Origin of the sequence: Clostridium sp. AF19-22AC, assembly GCF_003479085.1 — a bacterium.
Lineage (GTDB): Bacteria > Bacillota > Clostridia > Lachnospirales > Lachnospiraceae > Faecalicatena_A > Faecalicatena_A orotica.
Window position 1 is genome coordinate 17649 of record NZ_QUGN01000006.1, and the last position, 15702, is coordinate 33350.

A 15702-nucleotide genomic window follows, 5' to 3' on the forward strand; every position below is an offset into this window, starting at 1 on the left:
TGTTTCCGGGGGAAAAGGATAAATGTATCGCGTACCCTTTGACACCCACGAAAAAAGCCTTGATTTATGCGGGTTTGAAAGGCTCTAAAGCGTGACATTTCTGCCTTTGTTTCTGCTTTCGCTCGGCGGCTTTGATTTTCTTCATGCGTCCGGCGCAGCCGGGGCAGTATTTTCCCCGGTTGGATTTGGGGACAAAGGCCGCGCCGCAGACGGCGCACCGTTTCCGGCTCCCCCGGTACAAGAGGGCTGCGGCCAGCTCCCCGTCAAGGGGCAGGACAGCCACACGGAACCAGCGGCACATGAGGGAAAAGGAAATGCTCTGGACGCATACGCAAGGCTCCCCGTCGTCCAACAGCAGGCAGTTCCCCTCGTCGTAGTTACAGCACTCATGCACCAGCCGCCGCGCCCGCCGGTGCTGGCGGTAGTCCATGCGGGGCAGGTTATCGCTCATGGCTCTGCTCCTTTCTGCGGCGGGGTTCCTCCCGGCGCAAAATCTGGTCGATGTTCCGCTTGACGGTCTGCAACTCCTTAAACCGCTGTTTCTGTGCGTGATAGGTGTTATACAGGCCGGATTTCTTGGAAACAAGCTGCTCGATCTCGTCCTGCAACGCTTTCCGGGCGGGCAGCCTGGTAATGCCATGTGCCTTGAAATACCGGGCGGCTGCGTCGGCTATGATAAAATCGCTCTCATGCGCCTGCCGGTATGCTTCGCGGGCTTTGGGGGATTTCTGCGCTTTCAGGCCGTCGCGGACGGGTTTGGTCTTGGCGTAGGCCAGCACCTGTCGCTGCAATTCCTTTTTCCCTTGCAGCTTCGTTTCCAGTGCTTTCAGTTCGCCGCTGGTCTGGCGCATTTCCTGATAGGCGGTATCAACGGCGGCTTCTAACTGCTCCGGGGAAGTGAAGCCGTATTCCTGATACACATTCAGCGTCGCGGCCATCTGTTTGAGGTTGTGCATGGTCGCCCAGCGTTCATAGCCCCGGCCTTTCCCCTCGGCTTTCTTCTGCTCAATGTCCACAAGCCGCTGCACATTCGGGGCGGTTCGGGCGGCTCTGTCTGCCCGCAGTTGGTCTTGGATAGAGGGCGGGGTGCTGGATATAGCCGCGGCCTTTTCTGCGGCTCTGGCGGCGTTCTGCTCCAAAACGGCAAGGACAGCGGCGCGGTCAAAATCGTCGCCCAGCTTGCGGGCGGAAATGGGCTTTGTCCTGTCCGGCGTGAGGTAACTAAGCCGCCCCCGGCTCTCCTTGACGGTCACGCCCTCCCGCAGCAGCAGAGAGGAAAAATCCTCGAATGAGGCCGCCGCAGACAGCGCGGCGCGTATGGTCTGCCGCAGCTTCTCTTTGTTCGTTTCAAACTTGGTCTGCCGGGGCGTGATACCGCCTGCAATCATGGGGGCGTTCTGCTTGTCCAGCGCGGCCTGTCCCTTTTTCTGCGCCCAATACTCCCGGTCTGTGACGCGGTTCTTGCTGCCGTTCAAGAGGTCGATTTGGTAAAGCCCCTCCCGGTGGCACATCTCCATGACTTCGGACTTGAAGTAGCGCAAGGCCGCGTCGGTACAGCGGTGCTTGCACCCGGCTTTCGTGTCGGCTGGCCTGTCCATGTAGGGCAGGAACGGGACTTCCTCTATCCGCAGCGAATTGATAACGATATGCACATGGATATTGCCGCTGTGGTTATGCCCGTCCGGGTGGGTGCATACAAGGGCTTGGTGGCCGGGGAAATGCTCGGCGCAAAACTTCTCGCCCAATTCCTGCGCCCGGTCTACGGTCAGGCCGTTGTCCGGGCCGTCCCGTGGGTCAAAGCTGATGATATAGTGGTGACTTTTCACATCTTCCCGCCGTTGGTTTTTCTCATAGCGGAGATTTGCCCGCATACAGGCAACGGCAAAATCCTCCCCGCCGCAGTTCAGCGTGGACAGCCGGTAGTCCTCGCGGGGGATAAGCCTGCCGGTTTCATCAAGGACGGGCTTCATGGTAAACTCGTCATGCTCAAAAAGCAGGTATTGTTCGGCGGCTCCGTAGTCGGCGTTTTTAGAGTTGATATGCTTGAGTGTTGCCAACCGCGTCACCTACTTTCTGTAAGATTTCATACTTGAGGGCGGCAAGGTCGGCTATGGCGGCGCGTACCTCGCCGGACAGCGCATTGTAGGGTACGCCGTACTCGTTCAGATACCGGGCAATCTGGTTGAGGTTGCCGCCGATCCTGCCGTACTCGGCTGTGAGTTTCCCGACAGCGGAAAGCAGCTCGTCATTGACCGCCGACACATGGATAATTGGGCGTATGGCGGTGCGCCGTATCGCCTGCCGGAGAAATTCGGACTGGCTGATACCATAGGGCGCAAGCCGCGCTGTGAAGTCGGCGTATTCATCTTCGGACAGCCGGGTTTTCACAACGCGGCTGCGGTGGGGCGTGTTGTATCGCTTCGGCATGGGCTGTAAACCTCCTTTCACTTATCACAAAAAATAGGCTGGTCTGTTAGGTATTTCCGGGGCAGTTCTCGCAAAAAAACGGCCTGCCGAACGGAAATCTTTTTGCGGCGCAAGCCGCCATAGCAGGGTTTGGGGAAGGCACTCCCCAACAAGTTTCCCGCGAGGGACAAAACCGCAGAATTGCGGATTTTGGCACCGTGGTAGAAACTTGCTCTAAGACTGCCGCAGACTGCCCCTGTCTGGTTTTTCCGTACATAGAACGGACAGGACAGGGCTTGCGGCCCGCTGTGGGCGGCCTTTTTTCCTTTCGCCAATATGACGCCGGAACGGGGCTTTGCTGCCCGCTGGCTGCGGCTTTTTCCCTTTCCGCTAAAGATACATTTCAAAGGCCGCCAGCTACCCGCTGGACGGGGATTTTTCAAAATTTCTTTTGCCTTAGTAATCCGGGCAACAGGATTTTGGCAACCGGCGGGGCAGAGAATTTTTCCTTTCACTCCCCACACCACCGCTCTTAGAAATTTGCCAAACGGAGCAGGCAGTTTTTTCTGGCTTCACCTACCTACTACGGGTGATTTTCGATTTTGCCAAATGGACACAAAAAAAGCAGCAAATCTTTTTCAGACTTACTGCTTTCGCTGGCCGCTGGTGGGCGGCTGATATTCAGTTTTGAAAGTTCGGGTCAGGGTGCCCCGAAGATAAAAAAACAACAGTATTCAATTTATTAAATAATTTCCTGTCGATTCCCTTTAATCAATACAGTTTGACCGTCAGCCAATTCAATCAAATCGTTCTTCGATATATCTCCAAAAGGGCTCTCTTTTTCAGCGTGTGGTATCAACGGATTTGCTAAATATCCTAATCCATCGGAAAAATTTCCGGCAGCAATCATACTACCTGCGCTAATTCCCAGATACACCAATCCATTCTCTATTGCTTGCTTTAGGGGCTTCGAAAATCCTGTTCTGTTTATTTCGCTAAGAAGCGTATGGGCATTTCCTCCACAAAAAGCAATCATGTCATATTGAGTGAGTTCTTGAACACTCATTAAGCGAAACGGTACAGGTATGTCACTAATATAACTTGAATATGTTCTTTTATATCCATCGGAAAGTAAAAACGCAAGATTATATATAAGAATATTATTCATAGGTATTCCCATATTCATAAGGCGCTCCATACATACAATGATTCCTTCTCGCGCACCATCATTTCCAACTGCGGCGGATGGAACCAAAATCGCTTTTGTGTTAATCGGTTCTTTTCCGATACATTTCCAAAATAATACCATAGTCTTTTCGTTTAAGCCACTTGAAGTTAAGAACAGGGTTCTCATAAACTTAGTCCTCTTTTAATTTTTCAAATTTCTGATTCTATGTAAGATGATAAAACATCAATTCATACCGAAATAATCCCATAATGTTAGTTATTTTGTTTTTTTTCAATACAGCTTACCATTATTATCACTATTCCGCGAGTATTAGATGACCTTAAATTCAATCTCTCCTTCTTGTATCTAACAAATATATTCTACTACCCCTGTTGTTTTTACTTTCTAATATACTTTTATGGTTAACTCATTGAAATCTACTATCAACAAAATCCAGCATTAAATTCTCTTCTCAGATTTTCGCACTACCATGCACATTTTTATAGAAATTATCAATACTATCTATTTTTTGTACCATTAGAAGTATCAATCCTTGTTCTACATTTCTTATTGCTACTAGACTTTCGTAAAGATGTTCTGTTTTGCTTTTTCAATTTTTTATTCATTTTTTGAAGTTTTTTATATGCATCTTGAAACTTTTTTTTCTTTTCATCTGTCAATCCAATTTTGGAGTAATAATAAATATTCATCCACTGCTCGGCCGTGATTAACGTATATGAATTTGAAAGACTAATTCTATTGGCTTTTCCCAATCTTTTGATTTGCTCATTAGAAAATAAAATAGAAAGTCTCTCTTTAGCAGTCTCTCCTTTAATATTAGTGTAAAAAAAAGCCACTAAATCTTTATAATTTTGAAGATCATCACCACTCAATCTATCATCCCATAACTGCATATGAAGCATAACTGTATCAACATTAGGCGAAGGAAAAAAATCGCTCCTTTTAAAACTATGTGTAATTTCTACCTTATATTGTGCCTTTATTATAGCAGCACGAAAACCTTCATATTTTTGTAATGGAATACCGCAATTCTTTTTAGCTGCCTCTCTTTGAATTATGATATTTATATCTGATGGTGGATTTACATCGTCTGTTAATTTCCTAATAATATCCGCTGTTATCTGAAAAGGAATATTGGAGAATATTTTATATCTGCGATTTAAAGGCAACTTATATTTTAAAAAATCACCAAATATATATGTAACATTATCATGACTGTGATATCTTACTAAATTATTATATAATTCTTGATCATATTCAACTGCAACAACCTCTCCAGCATGCTGAGAAAGTACATCTGTTATTATCCCTTTTCCAGGACCAATTTCAATAACATAATCTGTTACATCAATATTTGACTTGCTTATTAAACGTTCTACCAACTTTTTATTAACCAAAAAATTTTGTGAATATCCAAGATTTTTCATCTAATCGCACCTCATTCTCTATTTATTTTCATAACTATATACGAGTAAGCCCTAACGTTGCATAAAAAACAGCCCCTGTAAAACGATATATAAGTAAAGTGCGCCAATAACCTATTCTTTCAAACACGATGAATGACCATTGTAATTTCTTAAAAAATGTACAATTACTTTAAAATATTATATATCTGATCTTTACCTGAATCATTTGCTCACTATTGTTGTATCTATTTTCTTGCATAGACCATTTTTTTTGGGCACATACCAGTCTCACGGAACGACTGTTGCACATTTTCTAAAACATAGAAGACAAAATATTTTTACTCTATAGAATTCTTTCAAAAAATATAATTACTATTTGTCGATGGCTTTATTATACTATGACCGCTTACTTATGGGAATAGATGAATTGTAAACTTGCTGGTGAAAATCGCTAATGACAGTCGGTGTTCGTTCTTTGCTTATCGGTCAAAGCGAAATTTGAACAGCGCGGCGATTAGCTTCTGTTTTATATGTTCCTCAACCTCGGCGCTGACTTTCCCGTGTACTTTGGAACAGTATCGGATATATCCGACGTAGTGGGAAAGAACGGTGTCGATTGCGTCCGGGTCGCCCTCATGCGCCTTGACGATTGTTTCATAGGGGAGAAGTTTACTCATAGCGTTTTCCCTCCATGAGCCGCCGGAGCCGCTTCAAGGCAAGCTGGATATGCCGCCCTGCTGTGCTGCGTGTCCGTCCGATATGTACGCCGATCACCCGCTGCGGCTGGCGCAGGAAATAGTAACGGAAAATTTCTTCCTGTGTCTGCTCTGGCAAAAGGGCAAGGGCGGCGGCGAGTTCCGCATGGTACAGAACGGCGGTCTGGCCGCAGGCGGTAAAAAGATATTCTTCAAGCTGCTCCGGCTCGGCAAGCTGGACAAACTTCTCATTCATCAGATAGTCAAGGGAAACTTCCCGTTCCCACCTCCGGCGCAGCTTCAAAATTATATCTATGGCGGCGTGACGAATGACAACCTTGCAAAAGGCGTTAAAGGTGTACTGGATATGCACTTTGTAGGCTTCATCTTCGGTCATGGAAATTCCCCCTCTCTGATAATAGTGCGGGGCGGCAGCACTCCTTGCTGTCGCCCCTTGATTGCCTACCAGCAAAGGCGGGCGGGGCTGTCAACGGCGGCGCGGTACGCGCCGTTCATCTTGACCGTTGACTGGCTCGGCTGGCTTTGCTATGACAATATAGTTATTTCCAGTGCTTTAATTGCGAAAGGTACAAATCAAACTGATTACGTCTGGTTTCTTCATCTGCGTTATCGGGATTTGGCATATTCGCAACCAGATAATCCAATAAAGATTCCTTGGATTGATATGCAAATTTCCCATTAGCATAGCACCATTTACAATAGTCCTCGTTATAGCTTCCGTCTGGTTCTCGGCTAATCAGACCATCTTCATTCAATGGCATTCCGCAACACTGACAAACAAGTTGCCGTGGAGAACCCAGAAGCGTATTGATTGACACATCAAAAACTCGTGATAACAGTTTTAAGGTATCTGTATTTGGCTGCGTTTCGCCTGTTTCCCAGCGACTAACCGCCTGTCGGGTAACTTGCACACGTTCAGCCAGTTGTTCTTGCGTAAGGTTGTTTTTCTCGCGTAAATTTTTAAGAATACCTTGTATTTCCATGCCCGTCCCTCCTAAAGGTTGTTTTTACTCATTATAACTTCAAAATGGGGTTTTAACAAGCAACTCGCTGTTGCTGCGGAATAGTGGGCTGCTGTCTATCAATTCTTATGTGTTACTTTATGGCACATGAGCATTTGATCGGGTAATGAAGCAAATTATCTGCGGGCCGGGAGGGGGAAGCAAAAAAGCGCCGGTTCATGAAATCTGTCGGGGCCAGGAGGCATCCGGCACCCTTTACGCACATCTCAGCATTGAGGTCTCCGTTTTCAGAAAGGAATCCTATCTCGGGTGTGAAATTGTACTGTTGGAAGATGCTGTTCAGGTCACGCGCAAGCTGTCCCTGCCGGTCTTTCAGGACAAGGAACGGCATCTCCTTTAAAAGGGAGAGATCACGGGTCTCTATTAGTTTTTCTTCGATGGAAGGCCAGCGGTCACCGTATACCTTCTCTGCGAGGCTTTTGTGGAATATGGCATGGTAAGGATCATGGTTAATCAAAATCACATGCTCCAGTTCCTCATCCAGAGGCAGATAACTGATGTACAGGTCAACCCCGCGCATGTTGTGGGAAATGTCCGTATGCAGGCGTTTAACAACACTGACATCATACTGTGGGTACTTTTCGGAGAAACGCATCAGCAGGTCGGGCAGGAACGGGGGGACATCATAGGTCGAGATCCCAATCGTAATCTTGCTCCGGCGTTTCGTTGTCACGTTGTCAATATTGGCAAGCATCCGGTCATAGGCACTGAGGAGCTCCTTACCACCCTCGAAGAAGCACTCACCGGCAACGGTTAAACTCAATGGGGTTTCACGGTTGAAAAGAGGCACTCCGATCTCGCTTTCCAGCTTCTTGAGATGTTCACTTAAGGACTGCTGGGAGACAAATAATTTTCGCGCAGCAGCGCTGATGCTTTGTTCTTCTGCAATTGCCATAAAATATTTGATGTTTAAAAAATTCATATGGATTCATCCTTTGCCAAAGTGTTTCATTTATTGTAACATCAAAAGAATTTTCTGCGCAAGTGAAAGCTTAATATGCAATTTATTATTTTCAAAAACTGATACTGTTTCTATAAACAGTAACTAAAAATTAATTCTGTGAAAACAGAAAGGAAAATGTACGAAGTGGAGGTACAAAAATGGCTGGGAAAAAAGTGAAGAGGATGCTGGCAGTTTTATTGGCCGGAGCAATGGTTGTTTCGACGGCGGCCTGCGGAGGGAACAAAGATGCAGACACAAAGAGCAGTACAGACAGTGGTGACGGGGCAGCAGGTCAGGAAACTGTGGCTGCAGAAGGCGAAGAAGGCGCCCTTGTCGTAGGAATCTACGGAGGGTTAGACTCCCTGAACCCCTGGACAAGCGGACGAATTACAAAGGATATGGTTACATATGTGCTCTACGAGACACTCGCGAGCTGTCAGAGTGGTTCAAAGGATCTGGACAATATCCTGATGAAAGGATACGAGAAGGTAGATGACAATACTTTTGATGTTGAAATTTATGATTACATAAAAGATGCAGAAGGCAATGCCATCACAGCAGCTGATGTGGTTTTTAGTTTTGAACAATATATGCAGAATTGGGCAACAACAGTAGAAGCGGTTACAGCAAAGGATGATTACCATGTGGAACTGAAGCTGAACACAACGGCGGCAGGAGCTTTTGAGTATATTGTATGTAAGGTGCCGATTGCAAGTGAGAAGGCATACAATGACAGCGCGGACCAATTTGCATCTACATCCTGCGGTACCCTGCCGTATACAGTGGCCGGCGGAAAAGACTATGTAAACGGGACTAAAATTGTTGCAAGGAAAACAGGCACATACTGGCAGACGGATGAGAGTCTGATTTATCCCGGAAGCGCTGCAAATGCAGAGGTAATCCAGTTTGACATTCTGGAAGAACCTACACAGATGGCACTTGCTGTAGAAGAAGGAAGAATCCAGTTTGCACAGTACATCGACCCCAGCCTCCTGGATGAGGTTGCCGCAAAAGACAATCTGGAACTGTGTATGGTGCCGTCTTCTGAGGACCGCGGTATTATGCTCTGCATGACAGAAGACAGTCCATTCTATGATAATCTTGCCCTGAGGCAGGCAGTCCTGTATGCAATTGACAACGAGGCAGTAGCCGAGGCGTGCGGATACGGTTACGGTTCTCCTTCTATCGTAACGTGTGGGAATGCCGACCTGACGATCGGTTATGACTCTTCATGGGAGACAAAACCATATGATTATGACCCGGATAAAGCAAGAGAACTTCTGAAAGAAGCTGGATACGATGAAGGTAAACTGCACTTAAGACTGCTCTGCAATAATAATAAAACAATTACAACCATGTGGCAGATTATACAGGCAAACCTGCTGGATGTAGGAATCGATGCGGAACTGAATGTATGTGAAGGAACCACATATGGCTCCTACCGTGACGGTACAAGCGGACAGTATGAACTGGCATACGCAGGACCGGGTAATGGCGGATATGTAACATCTGATTTATGGAATACATTGTTTAACCGCAAAAACTATGCGTCAGGAGCAACATGGGCCGGGGCAAAGGATGATAAGCTTCAGGAATTGTATGATAAGATTGCCGCGCCAGATGGATACACACAGGACAACATTAATGCTTTTTATGAATATATAACAGACAATGCATATTATTACAGGATTTATGACCTTCCTGAGTATGCGGCATATGACAAAGAAGCTGTCAGCGACTACTTTGTAGACTGGAACAGATTTATCCGTGCAAATACAATTGCCTTAAGTAAATAATAAGTCTTAACTGCTGCCATAAGTCTGGAATAACGGGATATGGGATGAGCTTACAGGGCCATATCCCGTTTGTAAAAAGGAAACAAGACCTGATACTTTGAGGCGGAATACATATGATACTGGATCTCAAGGATACAGTACAAGAAAACTGGAGTAATGATTTTATGGGTAAATATATTTTAAAACGAATTTTATTGATGATACCTGTTATCTTAGGTGTTGTAATTTTAGTTTTTACCTTAATGCAGCTGACTCCCGGCGATCCGGCACAGGTGATTCTGGGGACAACGGCTACAGATGCGCAGATTAATGCACTGCGGCAGGAGATGGGATTGAATGATCCGTATATCGTACAGCTTGGAAGGTACATATACGATGTATTTATCCGTTTTGATTTTGGAACCTCTTACATCAGCAATGTATCGATTACTTTAGAGCTTGCACAGCGTTTTCCGAAGACTCTCATTTTTGCGGTATCGGGAATGATCCTGTCTCTGGTGATCGGCATCCCTCTGGGAGTGACGGCGGCAGTACATCAGAACAGTGTCGCAGATTATGGTTCCATGACGCTGGCGCTTATTGGTACCTCCCTGCCGGGATTCTGGTTTGCATTAGTGCTGATTCTGTTTTTCAACGGCAAACTGGGCTGGCTCCCGGCTTACGGGACGGGCGGGCTGAAATTCTGGATTCTGCCGATTGCGTCGACTGCATTCGCCGGAATTACGACAATGGCAAGGCAGATGCGGTCAGGAATGCTGGAAGTGATCCATTCGGACTATATCACAATGGCAAAGGCAAAGGGGGTAAAGAAACGCTCCGTTATTTATAAACATGCCCTGCCAAACGCCCTCATACCTGTTATCACAGTTGCAAGCATGAGTTTTGGTACTTCACTCGGCGGCACGCTGATAGCAGAAACAATTTTTGCAATCCCCGGAGTGGGTGTTTACATAGTCAACGCAGTAAACAACCGCGATTATCCGGTTGTACAGGGAGGGGTAATTCTTCTGGCAATTACATTCTCCATTATCATGCTGCTTACGGATCTTCTGATCGCTTATGTTGACCCGCGTGTAAAAGCGCAGATTACCGGTGGTAAGAAAAGGGGTAGGAAAAAATGACGGATGCAATAAATGTGAAAACAAATCAGGAACCTGTAAAAAAGAAAAGTCAGTTTTTAGAGGTCTTAAAAAGGCTCTCTTATAATAAAGGCGCCGTGTTCGGCGGAATTCTGTTTTTAGCAGTTCTGCTGCTGGCTATTTTCGCCCCTCTGATTGCGCCATATGATTACGCCGCGATTAATATTAAAGACCGTTTCTTATCCCCCTGTCTGGCCCACTTGTTTGGAACAGACCACATGGGCCGTGACATTTTGAGCCGTGTCCTGTATGGCGCAAGGTATTCACTACTGATCGGAATCGGTTCAGTCATTTTCAGTGCTGTTTTTGGTATTATTATCGGGGCGATTTCGGGATATTATGGCGGATGGGCCGACAATCTGATCATGCGTATCTGCGATATCATCCAGTCAATCCCCGGTCTGATCCTGAACATCGCACTCGCCTGTGTACTTGGCCCCGGCGTATTTAATACCATCCTTGCACTTGGGTTTGAAGGGATTGCCGGAACGGCCAGACTGATGCGGTCTTCGATTCTGAACGTGCGGAAAATGGAATATCTGGATGCGGCACGTACGAGCAACTGCAGTAGTTACCGCATCATTTTAAGACATGTTTTCCCGAATACGTTTGCACCGATCCTTGTCCAGTCGACAATGGGGGTGGGGGCGAGAATTATGCTTGCGGCAAGCATGAGTTTTATTGGAATTGGTGTTCAGCCGCCGACTCCCGAGTGGGGAGCCATGCTGGCAGACAGCCGTGATTTCCTGATGAAGTTCCCTTATATGTGCCTGATTCCGGGTATTTGCATCATGTTGGTTGTCCTTGCGCTGAATCTGCTCGGAGACGGTCTGCGCGATGCATTAGATCCAAAGCTTAAGAAGTAGGGGAGAACGATATGAGTGAGAAAAAAACATTTTTACAGGTGAAAGACTTAAATGTGGAATATGTGACAAAAGAAGAGACGGTATCTGCTGTAAACGGGGTATCTTTTGAACTGGAAAAAGGCAGGGTGCTCGGTCTGGTGGGAGAAACCGGCGCCGGAAAGACAACCATCGCACGCTCCATCCTGCGGGTGCTTCAGGAACCTCCGGCAGTATTGAAAAAAGGTGAGATCCTGCTGGATGGAAAGAACCTTCTTAAGCTGTCAGAGGAAGAAATGTGCAAGGTACGTGGTGAGAAAATCACAATGATTTTTCAGGATCCGATGACTTCCCTGAACCCGGTTATGTCGGTAGGGGACCAGATCGCAGAAGTAATCGCACTGCATGATAATATACCGAAAAAAGAGATACGCAAAAAAGCGGAAGATATGCTGGAAACCGTAGGAATCCCGGCAGAACGGTATGATGAATATCCACACCAGTTTTCCGGCGGGATGAAACAGCGTGTCGTCATTGCGATTGCGCTGGCGTGTAATCCACAGCTGCTTCTTGCGGATGAGCCGACGACAGCACTCGATGTGACGATTCAGGCACAGGTGCTGGAGCTGATGCAGAAATTAAACAGGGAAAATAATACAACCACAATTTTGATTACCCATGATCTGGGTGTTGTTGCCCAGATGTGCGATGAGGTTGCTATCATATATGCAGGAGAAATCGTAGAATCCGGTTCTCTGGAAGATATTTTTGAAAACCCGGCGCATCCCTATACAGTTGGACTTTTCGGGGCGCTGCCAAAACTGAATGAGGATGTGGAGTGGTTAAGCCCCATAGACGGGATGCCGCCGGACCCGACCAATCTTCCAAAAGGATGCAAATTCAGCCCGCGCTGTCCTAAAGTCACCGGGCAGTGCAAATGTTCACAGGTAGAACTGAAAGAGATCTCGCCGGGGCATAAGTGCCGCTGCCTGTCAGACGTAGGGAGGAAACAGATATGTCCAGATTAATTGAAATCCAGAATTTAAAGAAATATTTTAAGACCGGCCGGGGTATGGTCCATGCGGTGGATGATGTAAGTTTCAGCATTGAACAGGGACGTACGATGGGAATCGTAGGGGAGTCCGGGTGCGGTAAATCAACGCTTGGAAGGATGCTCGTACATCTGGAGGAGAGCACCGGCGGACAGATTATTTTCAATGATGAGGATGTGACACAGCTCGGGAAAAATGATATGAAAAAGTTCCGTGAACATGCACAGATTATTTTTCAGGACCCATACTCCTCTCTGGATCCGCGCTATACGGTGGAGGACTCTATCAAGGAATCTCTGCTGATCTCGGGGAAGTATAACCGCACACAGGCGCTGGAGAAAACACAGGATCTGATGGAACTGGTCGGGATTGCGCCGAGGCTCCGCCTGTCCTATCCCCACGAACTGGACGGCGGGCGCAGGCAGCGTGTCGGGATTGCCCGGGCACTGGCACTGGACCCTGAGTTTATCGTATGTGACGAACCAGTGTCTGCGCTGGATGTATCCATACAGGCCCAGATTCTGAATCTGCTGAAAAAACTTCAGCAGGAGCATAACCTGACCTACATGTTCATTACCCATGACTTATCTGTTGTGAAGCATATATCCGATGATATCTGTGTGATGTATCTGGGACAGCTGGTAGAGACGTGTTCCTCACATGAATTATTTGAAAAACAGTTCCACCCATATACTAAGGCCCTGCTTTCTGCGATTCCTTCCGTGGACATCAGGCATAAGATGAACCGGATTGTACTGAAAGGTGAGATTACCTCTCCGATCGATCCGAAACCCGGATGCCGGTTTGCGGCAAGGTGCAGCTATGCCTGTGAAAAGTGCCATCAGCCGCAGAAGCTAGAAGAAATCAGCCCGAATCATTTTGTATCCTGCTGCAGGGCAAAGGAAATTAACGGGTAACAGGAAAGATAGAGAAACGTTTAAGGAGGGTGGATAGATGGATAATCAGTTTTACTGCGGTGCCGCACGTGAGAAGATAACGCCGCCGGGGAGCCTGCTTAAAAATCTGCGCGGACTGATGGACTCTCAGTTCGGGGGCATTGTGGATGATTTGTATGTGAGGGCGGTTGCACTGGAGAGTAAAGGGAAAAAGATGCTGCTGTTATCCTTTGATCTGGATAAGGTTCCTGATCCTGAGGAAAATCTGGCATTCCTTGAACAACATACCGGGGTGGAGCAGGAGTACATACTGCTTGCCAGTATTCACACACACTCGGCGCCGGTGACAGGTGACCGCCCGTACGAAGGCCCGAACTATATAGCACAGAAACCGGCTGAAGTTCAGGAGGCTACAAAAGAATATGAAAAATTGATTCGGGAAAAAATGCTGTCTGCGGCAAAGAAAGCTTTGGAAGGGCTGGTGCCGGCAGTCTGCGGATATGGTTACGGGAAAAGTTTCGTAAATGTAAACCGCGTTGGATTTTATGAAGTCACAGACCCGTCAGGGAAGACTGGGATTTACCTTGGAACCGGGACAAACTTTGAGCGGGAGGCAGACCACACGCTGTTTGTTTTGAGATTTGAGACTCTTCAGGGGAAGCCGATCGCATTTTTTATCAATTATCCGGTCCATAATACGGTTATGATACTGAACGGGTGCGGGGATGGCGGAAAAGTAGGTATTACCAGTGATCTGGGCGGAAATGTGAGTCAATATATGGAACAGGCATATGAAGGCTGCGTAGCCATATGGTCCAGCGGGGCGGCAGGCGACCTGAACCCGGTCATGTCGAACCAGGTTTACAGGGAAGACCCGGTAAGCGGCGCGCCTGTCGAATCCTATGAAAAGGAAGGCTGCATCGCCAAATCGATGTTACATACACTGTCGGCACATCATTTTGCGGATGTCCGAAAAACTGTGAGGCGGATTGAAAATACAAGGCAGGAGATCGAACTTTCTGCCGGCATAAAGTGGGCAGTTACACCGGGGGAAAAGGAAGACGAAAGCCCGGTTCCATATAAAGTACGCGTCCATAAGCTCCAGATAGGACCGGTAGTCCTGATGGGGTTCAGTGGGGAGATATATTCCGGGCTGGGTAAAGAATTACAGCGAAGGAGCGGGGAACAGAATCTGGTTCTTGTAAACCATGACGCAAGCCTTCTTTATAATGCGGGATATATCTACGGGGATGATATTTTTGCCCTGAAGGAACAGTATGCAGGGGAAATTGTAGGAATGAACCATACATGGCTTCAGCCGGGATACATTGAAGATGCCCTGGCGGAATGTATAGCCGGACTCTTGGAAAGCCGGCGGGAAAAAGGACGGGAGATAAAAGATGAACAATCATGAAATTTCTATAGAAGTGGCAGGGCACATCGAGAAAAAGCTGTTTGATATCCCATACTGCACACAGTCTCCGTCCCAGATATTGGATATCTGGTACCCCAATGAGGAAAGTACGGCACCGTATCCTGTTATCGTCCATTTTCACGGCGGAGGGTTCGTTGTGGGAGGTCACCGTGAAGACAGTCTGGAACCGATGCTCAGGGCGGCAGACAGGGGATATGCGGTAGTCAGCGTCGAGTACAGAAAGTGTAAGGAATCCCGTTTCCCGGCCATGCTGTATGATGCAAAAGCAGCAGTTCGCTTTTTGAAATGCCATGCAGCGAAGTACCATCTGGATCCGGATAAGATGGCACTGTGGGGACCGTCTGCGGGAGGGTGGATTGTAGCAATGACAGCGCTAACCCACGGAAATCCGGCGTTTGAAGACCTGGAGATGGGGAATGCCGGATATGACAGCAGCGTTGCGGCAGTGGTTGACTGGTGCGGTCCCTGCGGTGGATTTCTGGAAATGGATGAGGCATTTAAGAAAAGCGGTACCGGAAAACCAAACCACAATCTTCCAGACTCAGGAGAGTCACAGCTTCTCGGGGCACCGCTTAAGGGAATACCGGAGCTGGTGCGGATGGCGGACCCGTGTGTTTATGTGAACAGAAGTATGCCGCCATTTCTTATCATGCATGGTGCCCGTGATGCGGTTGTACCTGTGGAACAGTCTGTCCGGTTTGCAGATACAATCCGGAAAACGGCAGGAGAAAAGAAGGTGGAATTATTTATAGCAGATGAGGCGCCGCACCACGGACGGATATGGTGGCATGATGACTGGGTTTCAGATATGGTTTTGGACTATCTGGACAAAGTACTTAAGCCGTAATGAATAGGATGAC

At 47.3% G+C, this 15702-nt stretch carries 17 protein-coding genes; 7 read left to right on the top strand and 10 right to left on the bottom strand.

The features are described 5' to 3' along the window. Window positions 1-64: 64 nt before the first annotated feature. The 10 genes from DWX43_RS08535 to DWX43_RS08580 all read right to left on the bottom strand — a co-directional run bounded on the left by DWX43_RS08535 (window position 65) and on the right by DWX43_RS08580 (window position 7661). Complete coding sequence (locus DWX43_RS08535; protein WP_002571014.1) at window positions 65-451, bottom strand: cysteine-rich VLP domain-containing protein; 387 nt, start codon at window positions 449-451, stop codon at window positions 65-67. Then, window positions 441-2057, bottom strand: coding sequence for a relaxase/mobilization nuclease domain-containing protein (locus DWX43_RS08540; protein WP_002571015.1), 1617 nt, complete (start codon window positions 2055-2057; stop codon window positions 441-443). Before DWX43_RS08540 ends, DWX43_RS08535 begins: the two co-directional genes overlap by 11 nt. Beyond that, on the bottom strand, window positions 2029-2427 hold the full coding sequence (gene mobC / locus DWX43_RS08545; protein WP_002578912.1) for a plasmid mobilization relaxosome protein MobC: 399 nt from the start codon (window positions 2425-2427) through the stop codon (window positions 2029-2031). The genes DWX43_RS08540 and mobC overlap by 29 nt, the downstream gene beginning before the upstream one ends. Window positions 2428-2444: 17 nt before the next feature. Continuing rightward, on the bottom strand, window positions 2445-2921 hold the full coding sequence (locus DWX43_RS08550; RefSeq protein WP_040013272.1) for a hypothetical protein: 477 nt from the start codon (window positions 2919-2921) through the stop codon (window positions 2445-2447). A gap of 227 nt (window positions 2922-3148) precedes the next feature. Beyond that, window positions 3149-3760, bottom strand: a complete 612-nt coding sequence (locus DWX43_RS08555; RefSeq protein ID WP_002571017.1) for a Type 1 glutamine amidotransferase-like domain-containing protein — start codon at window positions 3758-3760, stop codon at window positions 3149-3151. Window positions 3761-4092: 332 nt separating this feature from the next. Continuing rightward, the gene (erm(52), locus tag DWX43_RS08560) at window positions 4093-5022 is read right to left on the bottom strand and encodes a 23S rRNA (adenine(2058)-N(6))-methyltransferase Erm(52) (protein WP_002571018.1); all 930 of its coding nucleotides are present in this window, start codon (window positions 5020-5022) and stop codon (window positions 4093-4095) included. A gap of 458 nt (window positions 5023-5480) precedes the next feature. Next, the gene (locus DWX43_RS08565; protein WP_002571019.1) at window positions 5481-5678 is read right to left on the bottom strand and encodes a helix-turn-helix domain-containing protein; all 198 of its coding nucleotides are present in this window, start codon (window positions 5676-5678) and stop codon (window positions 5481-5483) included. Then, the gene (locus DWX43_RS08570) at window positions 5671-6093 is read right to left on the bottom strand and encodes a sigma-70 family RNA polymerase sigma factor (RefSeq protein ID WP_002571020.1); all 423 of its coding nucleotides are present in this window, start codon (window positions 6091-6093) and stop codon (window positions 5671-5673) included. Before DWX43_RS08570 ends, DWX43_RS08565 begins: the two co-directional genes overlap by 8 nt. A gap of 163 nt (window positions 6094-6256) precedes the next feature. Continuing rightward, window positions 6257-6700, bottom strand: a complete 444-nt coding sequence (locus DWX43_RS08575; RefSeq protein WP_002571021.1) for a zinc ribbon domain-containing protein — start codon at window positions 6698-6700, stop codon at window positions 6257-6259. 112 nt (window positions 6701-6812) lie between these two features. Then, entirely contained in the window at window positions 6813-7661 is an 849-nt protein-coding gene (locus DWX43_RS08580) for a LysR family transcriptional regulator (protein WP_118620013.1), read from the bottom strand. Between the two features lie 179 nt (window positions 7662-7840). Here DWX43_RS08580 and DWX43_RS08585 point away from each other — a divergent pair, with 179 nt between their 5' ends. The 7 genes from DWX43_RS08585 to DWX43_RS08615 all read left to right on the top strand — a co-directional run bounded on the left by DWX43_RS08585 (window position 7841) and on the right by DWX43_RS08615 (window position 15689). Further along, complete coding sequence (locus DWX43_RS08585; protein ID WP_118620014.1) at window positions 7841-9478, top strand: ABC transporter substrate-binding protein; 1638 nt, start codon at window positions 7841-7843, stop codon at window positions 9476-9478. A gap of 164 nt (window positions 9479-9642) precedes the next feature. Next, window positions 9643-10599: an ABC transporter permease gene (locus DWX43_RS08590; protein ID WP_109731112.1), complete on the top strand. Its 957-nt coding sequence runs from the start codon at window positions 9643-9645 to the stop codon at window positions 10597-10599. Continuing rightward, the gene (locus DWX43_RS08595; RefSeq protein WP_109730919.1) at window positions 10596-11483 is read left to right on the top strand and encodes an ABC transporter permease; all 888 of its coding nucleotides are present in this window, start codon (window positions 10596-10598) and stop codon (window positions 11481-11483) included. The genes DWX43_RS08590 and DWX43_RS08595 overlap by 4 nt, the downstream gene beginning before the upstream one ends. An 11-nt stretch (window positions 11484-11494) precedes the next feature. Beyond that, window positions 11495-12487: an ABC transporter ATP-binding protein gene (locus DWX43_RS08600; RefSeq protein ID WP_118620015.1), complete on the top strand. Its 993-nt coding sequence runs from the start codon at window positions 11495-11497 to the stop codon at window positions 12485-12487. Further along, window positions 12475-13428 carry an oligopeptide/dipeptide ABC transporter ATP-binding protein gene (locus DWX43_RS08605; RefSeq protein WP_109730921.1) on the top strand — a complete coding sequence of 318 codons (954 nt, stop codon included), beginning with the start codon at window positions 12475-12477 and terminating at the stop codon, window positions 13426-13428. Before DWX43_RS08600 ends, DWX43_RS08605 begins: the two co-directional genes overlap by 13 nt. Window positions 13429-13465: 37 nt before the next feature. After that, window positions 13466-14821: a hypothetical protein gene (locus DWX43_RS08610; RefSeq protein ID WP_118620016.1), complete on the top strand. Its 1356-nt coding sequence runs from the start codon at window positions 13466-13468 to the stop codon at window positions 14819-14821. Beyond that, window positions 14808-15689: an alpha/beta hydrolase gene (locus tag DWX43_RS08615; protein ID WP_118620017.1), complete on the top strand. Its 882-nt coding sequence runs from the start codon at window positions 14808-14810 to the stop codon at window positions 15687-15689. Before DWX43_RS08610 ends, DWX43_RS08615 begins: the two co-directional genes overlap by 14 nt. Window positions 15690-15702 lie beyond the last annotated feature (13 nt).